A 14566-nucleotide genomic window follows, 5' to 3' on the forward strand; every position below is an offset into this window, starting at 1 on the left:
TTTGCCCCTGGTAGTACAAATGTTGGGATTACCCCGATTTGCCGATAATCTCCTCATGCCTGTATTCAACATCGATCTGATCGCGAAGGTAGACGTTTTCCGCTTCCAGTCGATCCTTCAGCTGCTGTATTTCCGCCAGGGCGTTCTGGATTTTCTGATCTGCCCGTTTCCGTTCCAGGGCATTGGAAAAAATCTCCCACAACAGGCGAAGTCTCTGGGTAAGCTCATCGGGCCACTCTCTTTTTACCCGATAGGATACGAAGGTGATGGCGCCGACGATGGTGCCGCCGACGCTGGCCGGGATAAACATGATGGATTTTATCCCTCCCTGATCTTTGCAGTATTGCTTTTCTTTCCAGAATCTGTCAGGCAGCTCGTCGATATCGGAAACTCTGAAAATTGTGCCACTGAGGATCATATTGATCCAGTCCGGTATCATGTCGGCAATAACGGGTGGCGGCGGTTTGATGCCCGGCCTGGCAAAAGAATGGCTGATATGCAGGCTTTTGTCATTGGCTGAAAGATGCCAGATACTGCTTCGGTCAAATCCCAGGAGATCGACTACTTTCTGCAGCCCCTCTTCAATCCAGTGGTCCACTTCGCTTACGGATAAACTGATGAACGTAGAGGAGAGGTTGGAGAGGAACGCCTCAATTTGGAGGCGTTCTACCTGTACGCTTTCCTTTATTTTTTGCTCGGTTATATCCTGGACCACCAACCCGCAGCACATGACAGACCCATCGTGCTCCTTGAGTGGATACGAGCAAATCAACCAGATTCTTTCCTGGGACGATTTGTCCGGAAGCGACGTGGGCACAACAATTTCAAGGTCAACAAAGGAACGATCCTCGGCGATGGTGCGGGACAGAATCGGCTCCAAGGTCGAGGCAGCCAGATGATCTGCCTCCCTGAGGGTTTTTCCGATGTGATCTTCCGTTGACAGGTGAGCAATGGTTGCCATCTGATTATTGAAGTATATGTAGCTCAGGTCGCGATCAATGATCGATATCCCGAACTGGGCCTGTTCGAACAACTGCTCCAGGTTGCTGAATTTTCCCAGGAAGAAATCGGTAGTGCTTGACGCAGGCTTGGCGGCTAACCCCATACTGTCTCCCATCCGAATCCTGTCACGATGCGATTATTGTCGCCTCAGGCACCGACGAAATATCGCCCCTCCGACGAAGTATCGTCGAATGTACATCATACATAAAACAACGTAATTTTTATTTATAATATTTATCAGCGTATTTACGATGCGTTACGCAACTAATTAAATATTATGCTTCAGCAGGCATGCTGAATGCAAGACATTGTTTCCATGCTCTGTTCATGAAAGATCAGTGCTTTCATACACGGCCCGTAAAACTCAGCGTAGTGATTGGGGGTTAAAATGCAGGATATTTCAGGGGAATGCGCGCCACCGCAGACAAAGCGCGTGCTGTTCGGCACGTTGCATTATGGCTGGATAGTGGTTGCCGTTGGCGTTCTCGTTATCTTCACCGGCATCGGGCTTGCCCGGTTTGCCTACACCGTCTTGCTGCCGGGGATGCGGGAGGGGCTCGGCCTTCGGTACGATAAAATGGGATTTATCGGAACCGGGAACTTCATCGGCTATCTGGCGGCCATCCTTTTATGCCCCCTTCTTCTCAAACGCCTCAGTTTTCGTACCGCCGTATCAGTCGGGTTGACCCTGATAGCCGTCTGCATGCTCGGGATAAGTTTCGGCCGAAGCTTCACCATGGTTTTTCTTTTGTTCGCACTCACCGGCATGGGGAGCGGTTTTGCAAATCTCCCCATGATGACCTTGATCACCAACTGGTTTCAGAGAGAGAAGCGCGGCAGGGCGGCTGGCCTGATCGTAATGGGCAACGGAACGGGGATCATCTTCGTTGGCATTCTGATCCCCTTTCTCAACCGTATGTACGGGGCGGATGGATGGCGGCACAGCTGGCTTGTACTGGGCCTGATCTCGTTGGCAGTCGCCGCCTGTGCTGCCTGCTTTCTGCGCAATCACCCGGGCGAGCTTGGACTTATGCCGGTTGGCCGCCCGACGCATGCCGCCACTGATCAGGTACCGTCCCGTGAAGGGTGCGGCAACGGCAGACTGCTGGTGCGCATCGGATTTCTCTATTTGATTTTTGGTGCCACCTTTATGATCTACGGAACCTTCATTGTTACCACGATGGTGAGTGACTACGGTTTCAGCGAAGCGAAAGCGGGATTGTACTGGTCATGGGTGGGCTTCTTCGGCCTCTTCTCCGGCGTGGGCTTCGGCACCCTTTCAGACTTTGTCGGCCGCAACCGAAGCATGGCGCTGGTCTTTTCGCTGCAGACAGCAGCCTACCTGTTGGCCGGGCTCAAACTTGGCAGTGGAACATTGCTTGTCTCGATTCTCTTGTATGGGTCAACGATCTTTGCCATCCCCGCGATCATGACCGCTACCGTCGGCGATTATTTCGGCCCAACAAGGGCTGCAAGGGCCTTCGCGATCGCAACCATTTTTTTTGCTTTCGGACAGATTACCGGTCCTGCCACAGCTGGCCTGATAGCCGGAGCACAGGGAACGTTCACGAGTGCCTATCTGCTGGCGTCTCTTCTGACGGCGATTGCGGCCATTATTGCCATAATGCTTCCTCCCCCCCAGTGACAACCGAATCTCTCGTGCGCCCCCCCCCCCCAAGGGGGTGTATCAGAGGTTACACAGCGCAGAGAAAGAGAAAAGGGCCTATACGTTATCGTATAAGCCCTTGTTTTTATTGGTGGAGATGAACGGGATCGAACCGTCGACCTATGCGTTGCGAACGCATCGCTCTCCCAGCTGAGCTACATCCCCGTTATTGAATTGTAAATGCTCCTGTTTAGACAAACACAACATCGTGTTTATACCGTAAACTGATTCTCTTGAAAAGGGCAAAGTTAGGGGGATACCGGGATGACAACGGTGAATTCAGCTCCTCCGGTCTCGCGGTTTTTAACCGTGATGGTGCCTCCATGGGCCGTTATGATCTTGTGGGCGATAGCCAGACCGAGGCCGGTCCCTTTTTCCTTCGTGGTGAAGAAGGGGCTGAAGAGGGTATGGATATGTTCAAGGAGAATCCCTGCTCCTGTGTCGGAAACCTTGACTGAGACGGCTCGGCTTCCGTCGATCTGGGCGGGGAGGGACTCGATTTCCAGGACGCCCCCAGGCTCCATGACGTCATTGGCGTTGCTGAACAGGTTGATAAAAACGTGGCGGATCTGCTGGTAATCGCCCAGGACCGAGGGGAGGCGCGATGCCAGGATTTTTTCAACTTTAATTCCTTTTTCCTCGATGGGGAGAGCGACCACCGAGAGGGCGTCTTCGATAATCTGGTTAATGCTGCACCGGCTGTAGCAGATGGTCGTCTTCTTCGAGAAGAAGAGGATGTCGGTCAGCATGGTTTCCAGATGCTGGACTTCACGGGTAATGAGATCCGCGTATTGCCATTCCTCGGTATCGGCGGGGAATCTCTTTTTCAGCCGTCCCGCAAAGCCCCCTACCGAAACGAGAGGGTTCTTGATCTCGTGGGCGATTCCGGCGGCCATCTGGCCGATGGCCGCCAGTTTCTCCCCCTGCAGGAGGCGCTCCTGGGTCTCGTGGAGATTGCGGTTGGTTTCTTCGAGCCGGTTGTAGAGGATGGAGTTTTCCGCCGCCATTCCCGCCTGGTTGGTGAACAGTTGCAGCAGATTGAGTTCATCGGGGGTGATGGAGCGTCCGCTGGTGCAGTTGTCGACGACGATGGCGCCGATGACCTGATTGTGGGCGATGAGTGGGGCGATGGCGAATGGGGTACCGCCGAACTTCCGGTTGAAGGATCGGTCAATGGGGGATTCGCGACGGGGGGCGCGGACAAGGACCAGTTGTCTGTCGAGCACTGCCTTGGAGATGTGGTTCTGGGTGCTGTCCAGGGGAAGCCGCGTCGCCTTGACAAGTCTGCAAAATTCGGTTTGCTGTAGGAGGGCAATCTCTTCGTCTGATACGTTCAGGGAATCCGGCGTGGGGGCGGGTGGCAGGTCCGCCGGCGGTTCAGGTCCCCCGACCCGGGCGATGCCGGTCATTCCCTGGAGGATCTCGGTCCGTTCGTTGGCCAGAAAGAGCATGGCACGGTCGAAAACAGGGGGGGTCCCCGACGTGATGGCTGAAAGAATCAGGTGCACGAGTCGGTTCAGCTTGATGGTGGAGAGCATCGCGTTGCTGATGCGGTAGAGGAAAGAAAACTCCTCAAGCCGCTTGTTCATGTCATCGCGGGAGCGCTTGCGGCGGATAATGCCGGCGGCCTCGATCAAGAGGACCTGCAGAAGTTCGAGATCCTCCCCGTCGAGAAGGGTGGTGTCGGGGAGGCCGATGGTCAGGACCCCCAGCAGTCGCTCTCCGTCGATGATGGGGTGGGCATGTACTTGGTGTTCGGTGCCCAGGGAGGGCTCGTGGGGGTGCAATGACGAGATTCCGCGGTAGATTGGTCTGGCATGCGCCGCGCATCGTCCCGCAACTCCCTTGCCGAAGGGGATAATGCAATCGCTGATTTCGTCGGGGAGGAGAGTGGAGATCTTTCGGTGGAGCAGGTGGTCTCTCTCGTCGGCCAGGTAGATGGTTGCCGATGAGCAGTGGAAGGCTTCGGTAATGAGGTGCGCGAAGGCTTTCAGTCGGACATGGTGAGGGTGTTCGGTGGAGTTGGCTATCCGAATCGCATTGCTGGCTATCTTGAATTGATTCTGAGCAGCCATCCGGACTCCGGGGCACGGGTAGATGCTACGGGGAGTAAGCGGGACGAAAGGATAAGATTACGGGTGTTTTTCTTTCCGCTCCTGTTCCATTTTGCAATCAATGCAGAGGGTGGTGACCGGACGGGCCTTGAGGCGCGCCTCGCTGATATCCTCTCCACAGACCTCGCAGGTGCCGAAGCTGCCGTCCTCGATCCGTTCGAGGGCCTCACGGATCTTGTTGATGAGCTTGCGCTCCCGATCCCGGATGCGGAGCTCGAAGTTGCGGTCTGACTCCTGGGTTGCCCGGTCGGTGGGGTCGGGGAAGCTGGTGGAGTCGACGGTCATTTCCGAGACGGTTTTTCCCGCCTCTTCCTGGAGCGATCGGATCTCATCGTTGAGGATCGATCTGAAATATTCGAGCTTCTCCTTGTCCATGCCGCGTGTCTCCCCTTTATGACGCTTAATCGTACAGATAATAAAGGGATTGTGCGGTCAAGTAAAGTAAAAAGTATGTGACGCCGGTAATGGGGAGAGGCTCACAGGAGCCGGTCCAGGGCCTCTTCAACCGATTTGACCCCGATTACTTCCATCCCCTCCACGGCGGTCACCTGCTTGAGGCTGCCGGCGGGGATTACGGCCCGGGTAAAGCCGAGCTTGGCCGCCTCCCGTACCCGTGTTTCCGGCTGGGTTATGGCCCGCACCTCGCCGGCAAGGCCTACCTCGCCGACAACGACCGTCTGGGGATCGATGACCTTGTCCAGGTGGCTGGAGGCAAGGGCGGCCACCATGCCGAGATCGGCGGCCGGCTCGCTCACCCGGGCGCCCCCGGCGGCGTTCAGGAAAATGTCCTGCCCCGCCATGTGGAGTCCCACCTTCTTGTCGAGGACAGCCACGAGAAGCGCGAGGCGGTTGGCGTCGACCCCCAGGGTAGTGCGGCGGGGGACCCCCAGGGAGGAGGGGGTGACGAGGGCCTGGAGCTCCACCAGGAGGGGACGGCTCCCTTCGATGGTGGTGACGACGGCGGAGCCGGATACCCCCAGGGGGCGCTCCGAGAGGAATATTTCCGAGGGGTTGCGGACCTCGCAGAGTCCCCCCTCCTTCATCTCGAAAACGCCGATCTCGTTGGTGGAGCCAAAGCGGTTCTTGACCGCCCGCAGGATGCGGAAGGCGTGTCCCCTGTCCCCCTCGAAATAGAGGACCGTGTCGACCATGTGCTCCAGGACCCGGGGGCCGGCGATGGAGCCGTCCTTGGTGACGTGCCCCACGATGAAGGTGGGGATGGCGCTCCGTTTCGCCGCCACCATGAGACGCCCGGCGCACTCCCTCACCTGGCTCACGCTTCCGGGGGCTGATTCGAGCCCCGGGGCGTACATGGTCTGGATGGAGTCGATGACCACGGCCCGGGGGGCCACGGCGCCGATCTGGGCCAGCACCGTCTCGAGGGCAGTCTCGGCCAGGATGAGGAGCCCCTTCGCCCGGATGCCGAGCCGCTCCCCGCGGAGCCTCGCCTGGCGGGCCGACTCTTCGCCCGAAACGTAGAGGACCGGCCCGGTGGTGCGTGCCAGGTGGTCCATCACTTGCAAGAGGAGTGTTGATTTGCCGATGCCGGGATCGCCGCCGATCAGGATGACGGAGCCGGCCACTAACCCTCCGCCCAGGACCCGGTCGAACTCGGATATGCCGCAGGGGAGCCGTTCTTCCGCCTCCCCCGCCACGTCGCAGATGGGAACCGGCGCCACGCCGGAGAGGGGGACCGAGGGGCCTTTTCCCTTGCCCCGCACCTCTTCCACGAGGCTGTTCCAGGCGGAGCAGTCGGGGCACTTGCCGAGCCACTTGGCCGACTGGTATCCGCAGTTCTGGCAGACATACAATGTCATGGTTTTCAAACGGATCATCCTCCGCAACGGGTTCGAGAGGTGGCGCAATGCTCAGTTCTAAACCGATTCGGAGTGTCTGTCAACGGAGCCACAGGACAACCCGTGTCAGGAAGTTGTCGCCGGCGTGCTCCCTTTGACAGGTGCGTGGGCGTTGTCCCGACCATAAAGGAGACAGGGATGGTTAATCGGGAGGAGCAGCACAACCGGCGTGATAATGCCGCCTCACGCCGTCGCGGTGCTGCCTTGGCCGAACTCCACAAGGCCCTCAAAGCAATGGGATTCTACCCTGCGGGGCATCCGCTCCGGGCGGAAAGCCTCCGTCTTGCCTTCGAGGCCCTCCGCGAGGCCGTGGGGGAGGAGCATCTTCTGCTTGCGGTGGGCAAGGGGGGCTTTGCCGTTCCCGACGGGGAAGCGGCCGTGGAGGACAATCCCATGGCCCAGGCCCTCTCCCGGGAGCTCTTCATCCGGCGGGTTCGCCGCATCGCGTTTCTGGCTGACCTTACCCTGACTGACCTGGAGTCCTTTCTTTCCCTGCTTTCCCTCGATTATCGGAGCATTCCCTCTGCCGGCGGCATGGAGGCGCTTATGGCGCAGCGGGGGATCACCACCATCTGGGCCAATGAGATCGATCTGACCGCCATCGGCCGCAAGCGGCAGGAAATTCAGGACTCCTTTGCCGCGGCGGGGCAGGGACCATCTGTCGGGGAATGGCAGCCTGCCGAGGCGTTTCTGAAAGAAGTTGAGGAGGCAGAGATAGATACGGCGCTTTCCGTGATCCCTGCGGCGGAGTTCCATGCCGACGGTGCCCGGGAGCAGCAAACGACGACTCCTGAAGAGCTCATCGACCTCATGGCGCGGGAGCCCGATGACGAACGCTATCGTGAGCTCAGTCGGGCTTTCGTGAAAGAGTGCCTCCGCCTTCAGGACGACAGCGAGTTCGAGCGGCTCTTTCCGCTCCTTGAGTGTCTCCTGCAGCAGGCCAATGACCGGGAGATGGGACTCGCCCGGCGCGGCAGCGCCCTCCTCGCCTTCGACCAGACGGTGGGGACGGGGATGGTCGGTTTTCTCGTGCGGCACCTGGAGGAACACGGGGCCACGGAGGGGGACCGCCTTCTCCCCTTCTTCGCCGAATTGGGCTCCCGGGCAGCGGCTCCCCTGGCGGCGCGGCTTCGCTGCGCCGAAGGGGCCCGTCCCCTCAGGAATCTTGCTTTGGGGCTTGTGGCCGTGGGAGACGAGGCGGTCGAGCCCGTGCTTGAACTTCTTGCCGACGGGAGCGATCCCGTGGTTCAGACGGCGGCGGAGATTCTCGGCGAGATTGGCGCGGGTGGCTGCTTGGCGGAACTGCGGCAATGCCTTGGCCATCCCGCTGAGGGGGTGCGCCGCGAGGTCCTCAGAAGCCTTGTGCGCATCGGCGGTCCCGAAGCGGAGGAGGCGATCATTGCCTGTCTCGACTCGTCCCGCGATCCGTCCCTACGACACCTTGCAGCAGTCTCCCTTGGGGCGCTCCGGAGCGGCCGGGCGGTGGAGCCGCTCCTTGCCGTCGTGGCCAGGAGGGATCTCTTTGCAAGCACGTTCTCCCTCAAGAAGGTTGCCCTTGCCGCCCTCGGCAAGATCGGCGACCGACGGGCCGTTCCCGCCCTTGTGGCGCTGTTGGGGAGCCGGCACTGGTTTTTCCGGCGGCGGGGAGAGGAACTGCGCTGCCTTGCCGCCGCCGCCCTCGGCCAAATTGGTGATACGGCAACGCTTCCCCTCCTTTCGGAACTGGCCGCCAAGGGGGGGCGCCTCGGCGCGGCCTGCGACGGGGCTGTCGGCGCCATAGAGCAGCGACTGCGGGAGGGAGCCCATGACTGACTTGTCCCTGGCCCAGGCGCAACGGGTGGTTCTTCTCCTGGCGGGCACCGTGAAGGGGTATTCCCTCTATCCCGAGGCCCATCCTGCCATTGCCCAGCCCCTGCGAGAGGTCTGCACGATTTTAGAGCAAATTCTCAGGGGGAGGAACGATGTTCGCCTTGGCATTCACGATGGGGTCCTCTTCCTGGAGCAGCACCTCTTCTTCACTCCCACCGCTTCAGTGGATGAACTGGCAGGGATTCTCACGGCACGGGAAATCCGGGCCGTCACCTTCCTGCGGGGCCTTGTCCCTGACGAACTGGCGGCACTCGTGGCCCTTCTGTCCCGACGGGAACTCACGGGGGGGAGCCTGGCGGCGGAGCTTGCCCGGCGGGGGGGTGCCCACGTGGCTCTGGAGCTGGAAGATCTCCGGCAGGAGGAGGCGGAGGAGTTCGATCCCTCGGCCACCTACCGGCAGGCTATCACCGCCGTCAGCGCACTCTTCGAGGATATCGAGAACGGTAGGATCCCCAGCACGAAGATGCTCCACGGCGTCGTGGACCGGGTGGCCGACCTCACCATCCGGGAGCCGTCGACGCTCCTGGGGCTTGCCATGATCAAGGATTACGACAATTATACCTTTTTCCATAGTGTCAACGTGGGAATCCTTGCCATGGCCCTGGGGGCCGCCTTCGGCATGGGGAAAGAGGAGTTGCGGGAGCTGGGTATGGCGGGTTTCCTCCATGACGTGGGCAAGACGAGGGTGGCGAAGAAGATACTCAACAAGCCCGGGAAGCTTTCCCCTGAAGAGTTCGAGGTAATGAAGCGGCATGCCGAGGACGGCGCCCGGATCATCGATGAGATGGAAGGGATAAGTTCCGGTGTTGCCCGGGCGGTCCTGGGGCACCACCTCGGTTTCGACCGCACCGGCTACCCCGGCTGGGCCAAGGAGCTTCCCTTTGGCCGCTCATGCGAGATCATTGCCGTGGCCGACTGCTACGACGCCATCACCACGCTGCGGGTTTACAAGCCTCCCCTCACCCCCCGGGAAGCCGTGGAGATGATCAGGGGACTTGCCGGAACCCAGCTCAACCCGGATCTGGTGGAGACCTTCACGGGAATGATGGGGCGCTATCCCGTCGGCACCCTGGTGCGGCTCGACACGAACGAGATTGCGGTGGTCTTTCGTCCTCCTCCCCCCGGGGGGGAACGGCCGATGGTAAAGGTGGTGAAGGACGGCCTGGGGAGGGTGCTGCCGTCGCCGGTGGTGAAGGATCTGGCCCGAGAGGAGGGGGTGGGAATCGTCGCCGTGGTGGATCCTGGCCTGGCTGCTGTCGAGGTGTCCCGCTACCTTGAGTGAGGCTCGCTGGATTGTGGGCCGGTCACTCCGGGAGGGGAAGCATACCGAGGGCTGTGGCAGCCGCCTTGCGGGTCTGCGGATGGGGTGAGGCGAGAAGGGCCAGGAGCCGCTCCTCCAGGTCTTGACCGCCGATTCTGCCGAGGGCCAGAGCGGCTTCGGCATCGAGAAGTCCATCGCCGGCGTCGAGGAAGGGGATGAGGAGGCGCGTTGCCTCCGGGGTCGGGTAATTGCCAAGGGCGGCGATTGCTTTCGCCCGAATGGCCGTACTGGTTTCCTGGAGTCCCTGGGCCAGGGCAGGAAACGCCCGGGGATGGCCCAATGCGCCGAGAACCTCGATGGCGGCCGACTTGATGTCCTCTTCGGGGCGGGAAGCGCAGTAGATGAGGGGGGGGAGGACCCGCTCGCCGCCGATCTTGCCGAGGGCGTAGATGGCCTTCACCTTGGTTCCCCGGTCTCCCTTTTTCAGAAGCTCGGCCACCTCGGCAAAGCTGCCGATCCCTTCAAGGCGCTCCAAGGCCGCTGCCGCCGCTTCCCTCACGTCGCCGGCCGGATCCTTCAGGAGCGGAACGAGCCGCTCTCGCCGTTTTCCCGTTGCGTTAGACTCCATGACTGTGGCATTAGTAGCAGAATTCCCCCGGATCAACAACCCCATTAATCCAGGAAAAAGCATTTGATAACACAGCGAAACAGAGAAAACGGAGCAGCCTCGTGGATAAGCTGTTCAAGAAGCAGTTCTCCGTCTCTCCGTGATCATTCCGAATGCCGTTCTTCAGATTGAAAGGAACACGATGAAACTGGACGTGAAAGCTGCCCTTCTCTCCGCTTTTGTCCTGCCGGGTCTCGGCCAGGTCGTCCGCGGTGAGCGGGTGAAGGGGGGGATACTCATCGCCCTCGCCAATATCTTTCTCCTGGGAGCCTTTTTTCTGGTCCTCAAGGGGATGGGGCCGGTGCTCCTCGAAGCCCAGTTGGCCGGCAGTGTCGATCCGAACGCCGTTACCCGCAAGCTCGCCGCCGGTGCGCCGGCAGCACGTATTCTCCTTGCCTGTTTCGCGGCTCTCTGGTGCTTCGCTGTCGTCGACGCCTTTGTGGGACGACGAAAAGGAGAGTAAGCTGGTTTATAATTGCGTTTGACAAAATCATGTAAACTATGAGATAAACTAACGAGTTAGCATGGAGCCCCCGTTCAGGGGGCTTATGTGTATCACTGGTCAGAATGGAGCGGTGCGATGATTCATGCCGAAATCGTGGCAACAGGCGGGTGCGTTCCCGAGCGGGTCGTGCCCAATGATTTTTTCAACTACCTCGTGGATGACGCCGACACCTGGATCGCATCCCGCACGGGAATCCGGGAGCGTCGCTTCGCGGCTCCCGAGGAGTCCACCTCCGACCTGGCCACCGCCGCGGCCCGCAGTGCCCTCGCCCGGGCCAACATGGAACCGGGCGAGCTCGACTGTATCATCGTAGGTACCTCGACCCCCGACATGTATCTCCCCGCCACCGCCTGCATGGTCCAGAAAAACATCGGCGCCAAAAACGCCGTTGCCTTCGACATGAACGCCGTCTGCAGCGGCTTCATCTTCGGCGTGGAAACGGCCGACAACTTCATCCGCTCCGGCAAGTACCGGCGGGTCATGGTGATCGGCGCCGACACCTATTCGAAGATCCTCGACTTCGATGACAAGGGGACCTGCCCCCTCTTCGGCGACGGCGCCGGCGCCGTCATCCTTGGCGCCACCAAGGAGAAGCGGGGAATCCTCCAGAGCATGATCTTCAGCGACGGCAGCGGGTGGGAGCTGATCCAGGTCCCCTCGTCGGGTTCCCGGTGTCCGGTCACCGCGGAGACTATCGCCGCCCACGACAACACCTTCAAGATGTCGGGCAAGCAGGTTTTCGTCTTCGCCACTGACGTGATCCCCCGGATCATCGAGCAGGTCACCACCGGGGCAGGGGTGAGCGTCGGCGACCTCGACTACATCATCCCCCACCAGGCCAACGTCCGGATCATCGACTTCATCTCCAAGAAGACCGGCCTCGGCAAGGAGCGGTTCCTTCTGAACCTGGACCGCTATGGCAACACGGCTGCAGCATCGGTGGGGCTTGCCCTGGACGAGAACCTCCGCAACGGCACCCTCAAGACGGGGCAGCTGGTCCTCATCATGGGATTCGGCGGCGGACTTTCCTGGGGAGGCGCCCTTATCCGCCTCTGATTCCCGCTATCCCCTCGCCGGCCGTTACCACCGAAAGCCCCTTGCCGGCAAGGATTTCAACGAGCAGCCCTGGCGGCACGACCCGCTTCCATCCGTCGTGGAAGCGGTTGGCCGCCAGGATGATCCCCCCCCTTGCCAGGCGGTTCGCCAACCCCTCCACGACCCGCTCCAGAATCCGCCGTTCGTGCATGAACGGCCCGCCGAGAATCCCGTTGCAGAGAATGACATCGAAGGTTTCAGTGCCACCGGCATCGGCTGTCAGGTCAGAGGCGATGAACCGGACGCGCCCGAGGGCGCCGGTTGGGCGGAGCTCGTCCCTGAGCAGGCGGAAGGCCTCCTGCCGTGGCGGATCATGGGGGAAAAAGCCGTGGGCCGCCGCGAAGATTTCAAGGGGATCCCGGCTGGCGCCCACGATGCAGAAACCGTCGGGCTCCAATCCCGTTTCAGCCAGAAGCCGAGCCAGACCGTAGGTTCCTTCGCCGGCCCCGCAGGCGGCGTCGAGGCATCGGAGCCGCGTGTCGCACCTTCTGCCCCTTGTCACGAGCCATTGGCGGAGAAAATTACCCTGGGCGGGGTAGCGGTCGGCGTTGGCCCCGTGGCGGCGGGGAACGAAGAGGGAGAAGATGCAACGGGTACGGAACTCCGCGTCGTCCGCAAGCTTTGCAAGGAGCCGGGCCGGGTTTGGTTCCCGAAGGGGTGGATCGAGGCGCTCCAGGCAGTCGGGCCACGAGGGGGCTGTCTGCAGGGGGGTGCCGCCCATGTCCGGGGCGAAGGAGAGGGCACGGCGGAGGAGCGACTGGAAGGTCAGCCGGACCTCTTTCAGGGGAAGAAGGAGATCGGTGGTTGCGCGCATCTCCGCCGTGATGACAAGCCCCTCACCCCAGAGGCCGAAGGGAACCGTTTCGGCATAGACGCGAAACCGCTCTCCGAGGCGGGTGATGTGCCGCCGCAGGTCATGGTCGTCGAGGACCCCCGGGACCAGGAGGCGGCGCAGGGCCTTCCGCGTCTCGTCCGGATCGATGACGGGACGGATGCACGCCGGCGGGTGTGGCAGTGGCAAATGGTGGGGATTTTTCATCGGGCTCCCGTGGGGCTCTATTCGGAAACCATTCTATGCAACGAATTTTCCCCTGTCCAGAGAGGATGCAGGAGGTGACGGCATGGCCCTTTTCTCCGGAATGAAACTCTTTGTCATCATCGCGCTCAATGCCCTCTGGCCCCGGACGAAAACGGGCGGCGCCCCCCTGCGGAACGCCGCCCCTCATCTTCCTTCCGTCCCCCCGGGATTCACCCCCGTGGCGCCTGCCGGCATCTCCCCCATCTTGGCTGACCCCGGACAGGCCGTGAATGCCGAGGGGGATCTTTCGCTCTTTTTTCCCGGGTGCCCGGCCCTGGCCGCCCCTTTTCTCCTCTTTCGCCTCAAACGGCTGGGTTTCTCCCGGTGCCGCGTTCGTCTCCTTCCCGAAGGCCTTGCCCTTACTGCCCGGCGCTAACCTGCAATCTTCGTGATCTCGGTGCCGATCTGGGTGAGCGGCAGGACCGTGTCGGCCACCCCCCCCTCGATGCAGGCCCGGGGCATGCCGTAGATGGTGGAGGTGGCCTCATCCTGGACGATGGTCCCCCCCCCCTTGGTCTTCAGGTGCTTCATTCCCTTGAAACCGTCAGCCCCCATCCCCGTGAGGATGACCCCCAGGAGCGAACCGTTGCAGGCGTCGGCAAAGGTGGTCAGCATGTGGTCCACCGACGGGACGTAGATGTACTGGGGACACTCGGTGGTGGCGATGGTCCGGATGGCGACGGTGCTTCCCTGGCGGACCAGCGCCGTGTGCATCCCGCCGGGGGTCACGAGCACAACCCCCGGTTGGACGATGTCGCCGGCCTTCGCCTCCTTGACCTGGAGTGAGCACTTGGTGTTGAGCCGCTCTGCGTAGGGGCCGGTGAACGCCTTGGGCATGTGGATGGCCACTACGATTCCGTGGGGAAAGTTGCCCGGGATCCGGCCGAGAACCTCCTGGACGGCCACCGGCCCGCCGGTGGAGGCGCCGATCCCCACGTACTGGTACCGTTGCCCTGCCAGGCGGGGAACCGTGACGGGGCGGGGTGGCACCACGATGCGCGGAAAGGGAGGAGGCGGGACCGTGCTCCTGCCGAGAATCGAGATGCCGGACCCCTTCACCTTCCGCAGGAGCTCCTCCTTGAAGGCTTTCTGGGCGTCAATGCTGTCGGTGACGTTCTTGGGGATGTAGTCGATGGCGCCGGCATCGAGGGCGTCGAAGGTGGCCTTGGCTCCCTCGCAGGTGAGCGTGGAAACCATGAGCACCCGGGTCGGGGCCTTGGCCATGATCTCCCTGAGGGCCGAGATGCCGTCGAGCCGGGGCATCTCGATGTCCATGGTTATCAGGTCAGGCCTGAGGCACAGGGCCTTTTCCACCCCCTCGACTCCGTCCATGGCCACGCCGATCACCTCGATGGCGGGATCCTTCTCCAGCACGCTCCGGATGACCATCCGCATGAACGACGAGTCGTCCACAACGAGCACGCGCAGTTTTCTTTCCTGATTCGGAAGCATG

At 61.2% G+C, this 14566-nt stretch carries 13 protein-coding genes and 1 tRNA gene; 6 read left to right on the forward strand and 8 right to left on the reverse strand.

Annotation, left to right across the window (positions count from 1 at the left end):
* Positions 1-28 precede the first annotated feature (28 nt).
* Positions 29-1117, reverse strand: coding sequence for a PAS domain-containing protein (locus tag KJB29_RS03175; protein WP_246560153.1), 1089 nt, complete (start codon positions 1115-1117; stop codon positions 29-31).
* A 273-nt stretch (positions 1118-1390) separates the two neighbouring features.
* On the opposite strand from KJB29_RS03175, the gene KJB29_RS03180 reads away from it, so the two are divergent.
* Positions 1391-2647: a YbfB/YjiJ family MFS transporter gene (locus KJB29_RS03180; RefSeq protein ID WP_215733341.1), complete on the forward strand. Its 1257-nt coding sequence runs from the start codon at positions 1391-1393 to the stop codon at positions 2645-2647.
* A 110-nt stretch (positions 2648-2757) separates the two neighbouring features.
* On the opposite strand, the gene KJB29_RS03185 is transcribed toward KJB29_RS03180, so the two are convergent.
* The 4 genes from KJB29_RS03185 to radA form a co-directional block, all read right to left on the reverse strand.
* Positions 2758-2833: transfer RNA gene (locus tag KJB29_RS03185), tRNA-Ala, on the reverse strand.
* Between the two features lie 83 nt (positions 2834-2916).
* Positions 2917-4743, reverse strand: a complete 1827-nt coding sequence (locus tag KJB29_RS03190; protein ID WP_215733342.1) for an ATP-binding protein — start codon at positions 4741-4743, stop codon at positions 2917-2919.
* Between the two features lie 57 nt (positions 4744-4800).
* Positions 4801-5157: an RNA polymerase-binding protein DksA gene (dksA, locus tag KJB29_RS03195; protein ID WP_004512716.1), complete on the reverse strand. Its 357-nt coding sequence runs from the start codon at positions 5155-5157 to the stop codon at positions 4801-4803.
* A 101-nt stretch (positions 5158-5258) separates the two neighbouring features.
* Positions 5259-6608 carry a DNA repair protein RadA gene (gene radA / locus KJB29_RS03200; RefSeq protein ID WP_215733343.1) on the reverse strand — a complete coding sequence of 450 codons (1350 nt, stop codon included), beginning with the start codon at positions 6606-6608 and terminating at the stop codon, positions 5259-5261.
* A gap of 168 nt (positions 6609-6776) precedes the next feature.
* Between radA and KJB29_RS03205 the strand changes: the two genes are divergently transcribed.
* Both KJB29_RS03205 and KJB29_RS03210 read left to right on the forward strand, forming a co-directional pair.
* A complete protein-coding gene (locus tag KJB29_RS03205; protein ID WP_215733344.1) occupies positions 6777-8450 on the forward strand; it encodes a HEAT repeat domain-containing protein in 1674 nt (557 codons plus the stop codon).
* The gene (locus KJB29_RS03210) at positions 8443-9789 is read left to right on the forward strand and encodes an HD-GYP domain-containing protein (protein ID WP_215733345.1); all 1347 of its coding nucleotides are present in this window, start codon (positions 8443-8445) and stop codon (positions 9787-9789) included. The genes KJB29_RS03205 and KJB29_RS03210 overlap by 8 nt, the downstream gene beginning before the upstream one ends.
* Positions 9790-9811: 22 nt before the next feature.
* Here KJB29_RS03210 and KJB29_RS03215 read toward each other — a convergent pair whose 3' ends face one another.
* On the reverse strand, positions 9812-10396 hold the full coding sequence (locus tag KJB29_RS03215; protein WP_215733346.1) for a HEAT repeat domain-containing protein: 585 nt from the start codon (positions 10394-10396) through the stop codon (positions 9812-9814).
* A 181-nt stretch (positions 10397-10577) separates the two neighbouring features.
* Here KJB29_RS03215 and KJB29_RS03220 point away from each other — a divergent pair, with 181 nt between their 5' ends.
* The gene (locus tag KJB29_RS03220; RefSeq protein ID WP_004512710.1) at positions 10578-10898 is read left to right on the forward strand and encodes a hypothetical protein; all 321 of its coding nucleotides are present in this window, start codon (positions 10578-10580) and stop codon (positions 10896-10898) included.
* A gap of 117 nt (positions 10899-11015) precedes the next feature.
* A complete protein-coding gene (locus tag KJB29_RS03225) occupies positions 11016-11996 on the forward strand; it encodes a beta-ketoacyl-ACP synthase III (RefSeq protein WP_215733347.1) in 981 nt (326 codons plus the stop codon).
* On the opposite strand, the gene KJB29_RS03230 is transcribed toward KJB29_RS03225, so the two are convergent.
* Entirely contained in the window at positions 11983-13074 is a 1092-nt protein-coding gene (locus KJB29_RS03230) for a class I SAM-dependent methyltransferase (protein WP_215733348.1), read from the reverse strand. The two genes, KJB29_RS03225 and KJB29_RS03230, sit on opposite strands and share 14 nt — an antisense overlap.
* An 82-nt stretch (positions 13075-13156) precedes the next feature.
* Between KJB29_RS03230 and KJB29_RS03235 the strand changes: the two genes are divergently transcribed.
* Positions 13157-13489 (forward strand): hypothetical protein, encoded by a 333-nt coding sequence (locus KJB29_RS03235; RefSeq protein WP_215733349.1) that lies wholly within the window; start codon positions 13157-13159, stop codon positions 13487-13489.
* Here KJB29_RS03235 and KJB29_RS03240 read toward each other — a convergent pair.
* Entirely contained in the window at positions 13486-14565 is a 1080-nt protein-coding gene (locus KJB29_RS03240; protein ID WP_215733350.1) for a protein-glutamate methylesterase/protein-glutamine glutaminase, read from the reverse strand. The genes KJB29_RS03235 and KJB29_RS03240 overlap by 4 nt on opposite strands.
* Between the last annotated feature and the right edge of the window lies 1 nt (position 14566).

Source organism: Geobacter grbiciae, from assembly GCF_018531165.1.
In the GTDB taxonomy this organism is placed as follows: domain Bacteria; phylum Desulfobacterota; class Desulfuromonadia; order Geobacterales; family Geobacteraceae; genus Geobacter; species Geobacter metallireducens.

What these genes read in the sequence shown, in the direction of transcription:
- KJB29_RS03175 (WP_246560153.1), bottom strand. Translation starts at nt 1,117, where the DNA reads ATGGGAGACAGTATGGGGTTAGCCGCCAAGCCTGCGTCAAGCACTACC.
- KJB29_RS03180 (WP_215733341.1), top strand. Translation starts at nt 1,391, where the DNA reads ATGCAGGATATTTCAGGGGAATGCGCGCCACCGCAGACAAAGCGCGTG.
- KJB29_RS03190 (WP_215733342.1), bottom strand. Translation starts at nt 4,743, where the DNA reads ATGGCTGCTCAGAATCAATTCAAGATAGCCAGCAATGCGATTCGGATA.
- dksA (WP_004512716.1), bottom strand. Translation starts at nt 5,157, where the DNA reads ATGGACAAGGAGAAGCTCGAATATTTCAGATCGATCCTCAACGATGAG.
- KJB29_RS03205 (WP_215733344.1), top strand. Translation starts at nt 6,777, where the DNA reads ATGGTTAATCGGGAGGAGCAGCACAACCGGCGTGATAATGCCGCCTCA.
- KJB29_RS03210 (WP_215733345.1), top strand. Translation starts at nt 8,443, where the DNA reads ATGACTGACTTGTCCCTGGCCCAGGCGCAACGGGTGGTTCTTCTCCTG.
- KJB29_RS03215 (WP_215733346.1), bottom strand. Translation starts at nt 10,396, where the DNA reads ATGGAGTCTAACGCAACGGGAAAACGGCGAGAGCGGCTCGTTCCGCTC.
- KJB29_RS03220 (WP_004512710.1), top strand. Translation starts at nt 10,578, where the DNA reads ATGAAACTGGACGTGAAAGCTGCCCTTCTCTCCGCTTTTGTCCTGCCG.
- KJB29_RS03225 (WP_215733347.1), top strand. Translation starts at nt 11,016, where the DNA reads ATGATTCATGCCGAAATCGTGGCAACAGGCGGGTGCGTTCCCGAGCGG.
- KJB29_RS03230 (WP_215733348.1), bottom strand. Translation starts at nt 13,074, where the DNA reads ATGAAAAATCCCCACCATTTGCCACTGCCACACCCGCCGGCGTGCATC.
- KJB29_RS03235 (WP_215733349.1), top strand. Translation starts at nt 13,157, where the DNA reads ATGGCCCTTTTCTCCGGAATGAAACTCTTTGTCATCATCGCGCTCAAT.
- KJB29_RS03240 (WP_215733350.1), bottom strand. Translation starts at nt 14,565, where the DNA reads ATGCTTCCGAATCAGGAAAGAAAACTGCGCGTGCTCGTTGTGGACGAC.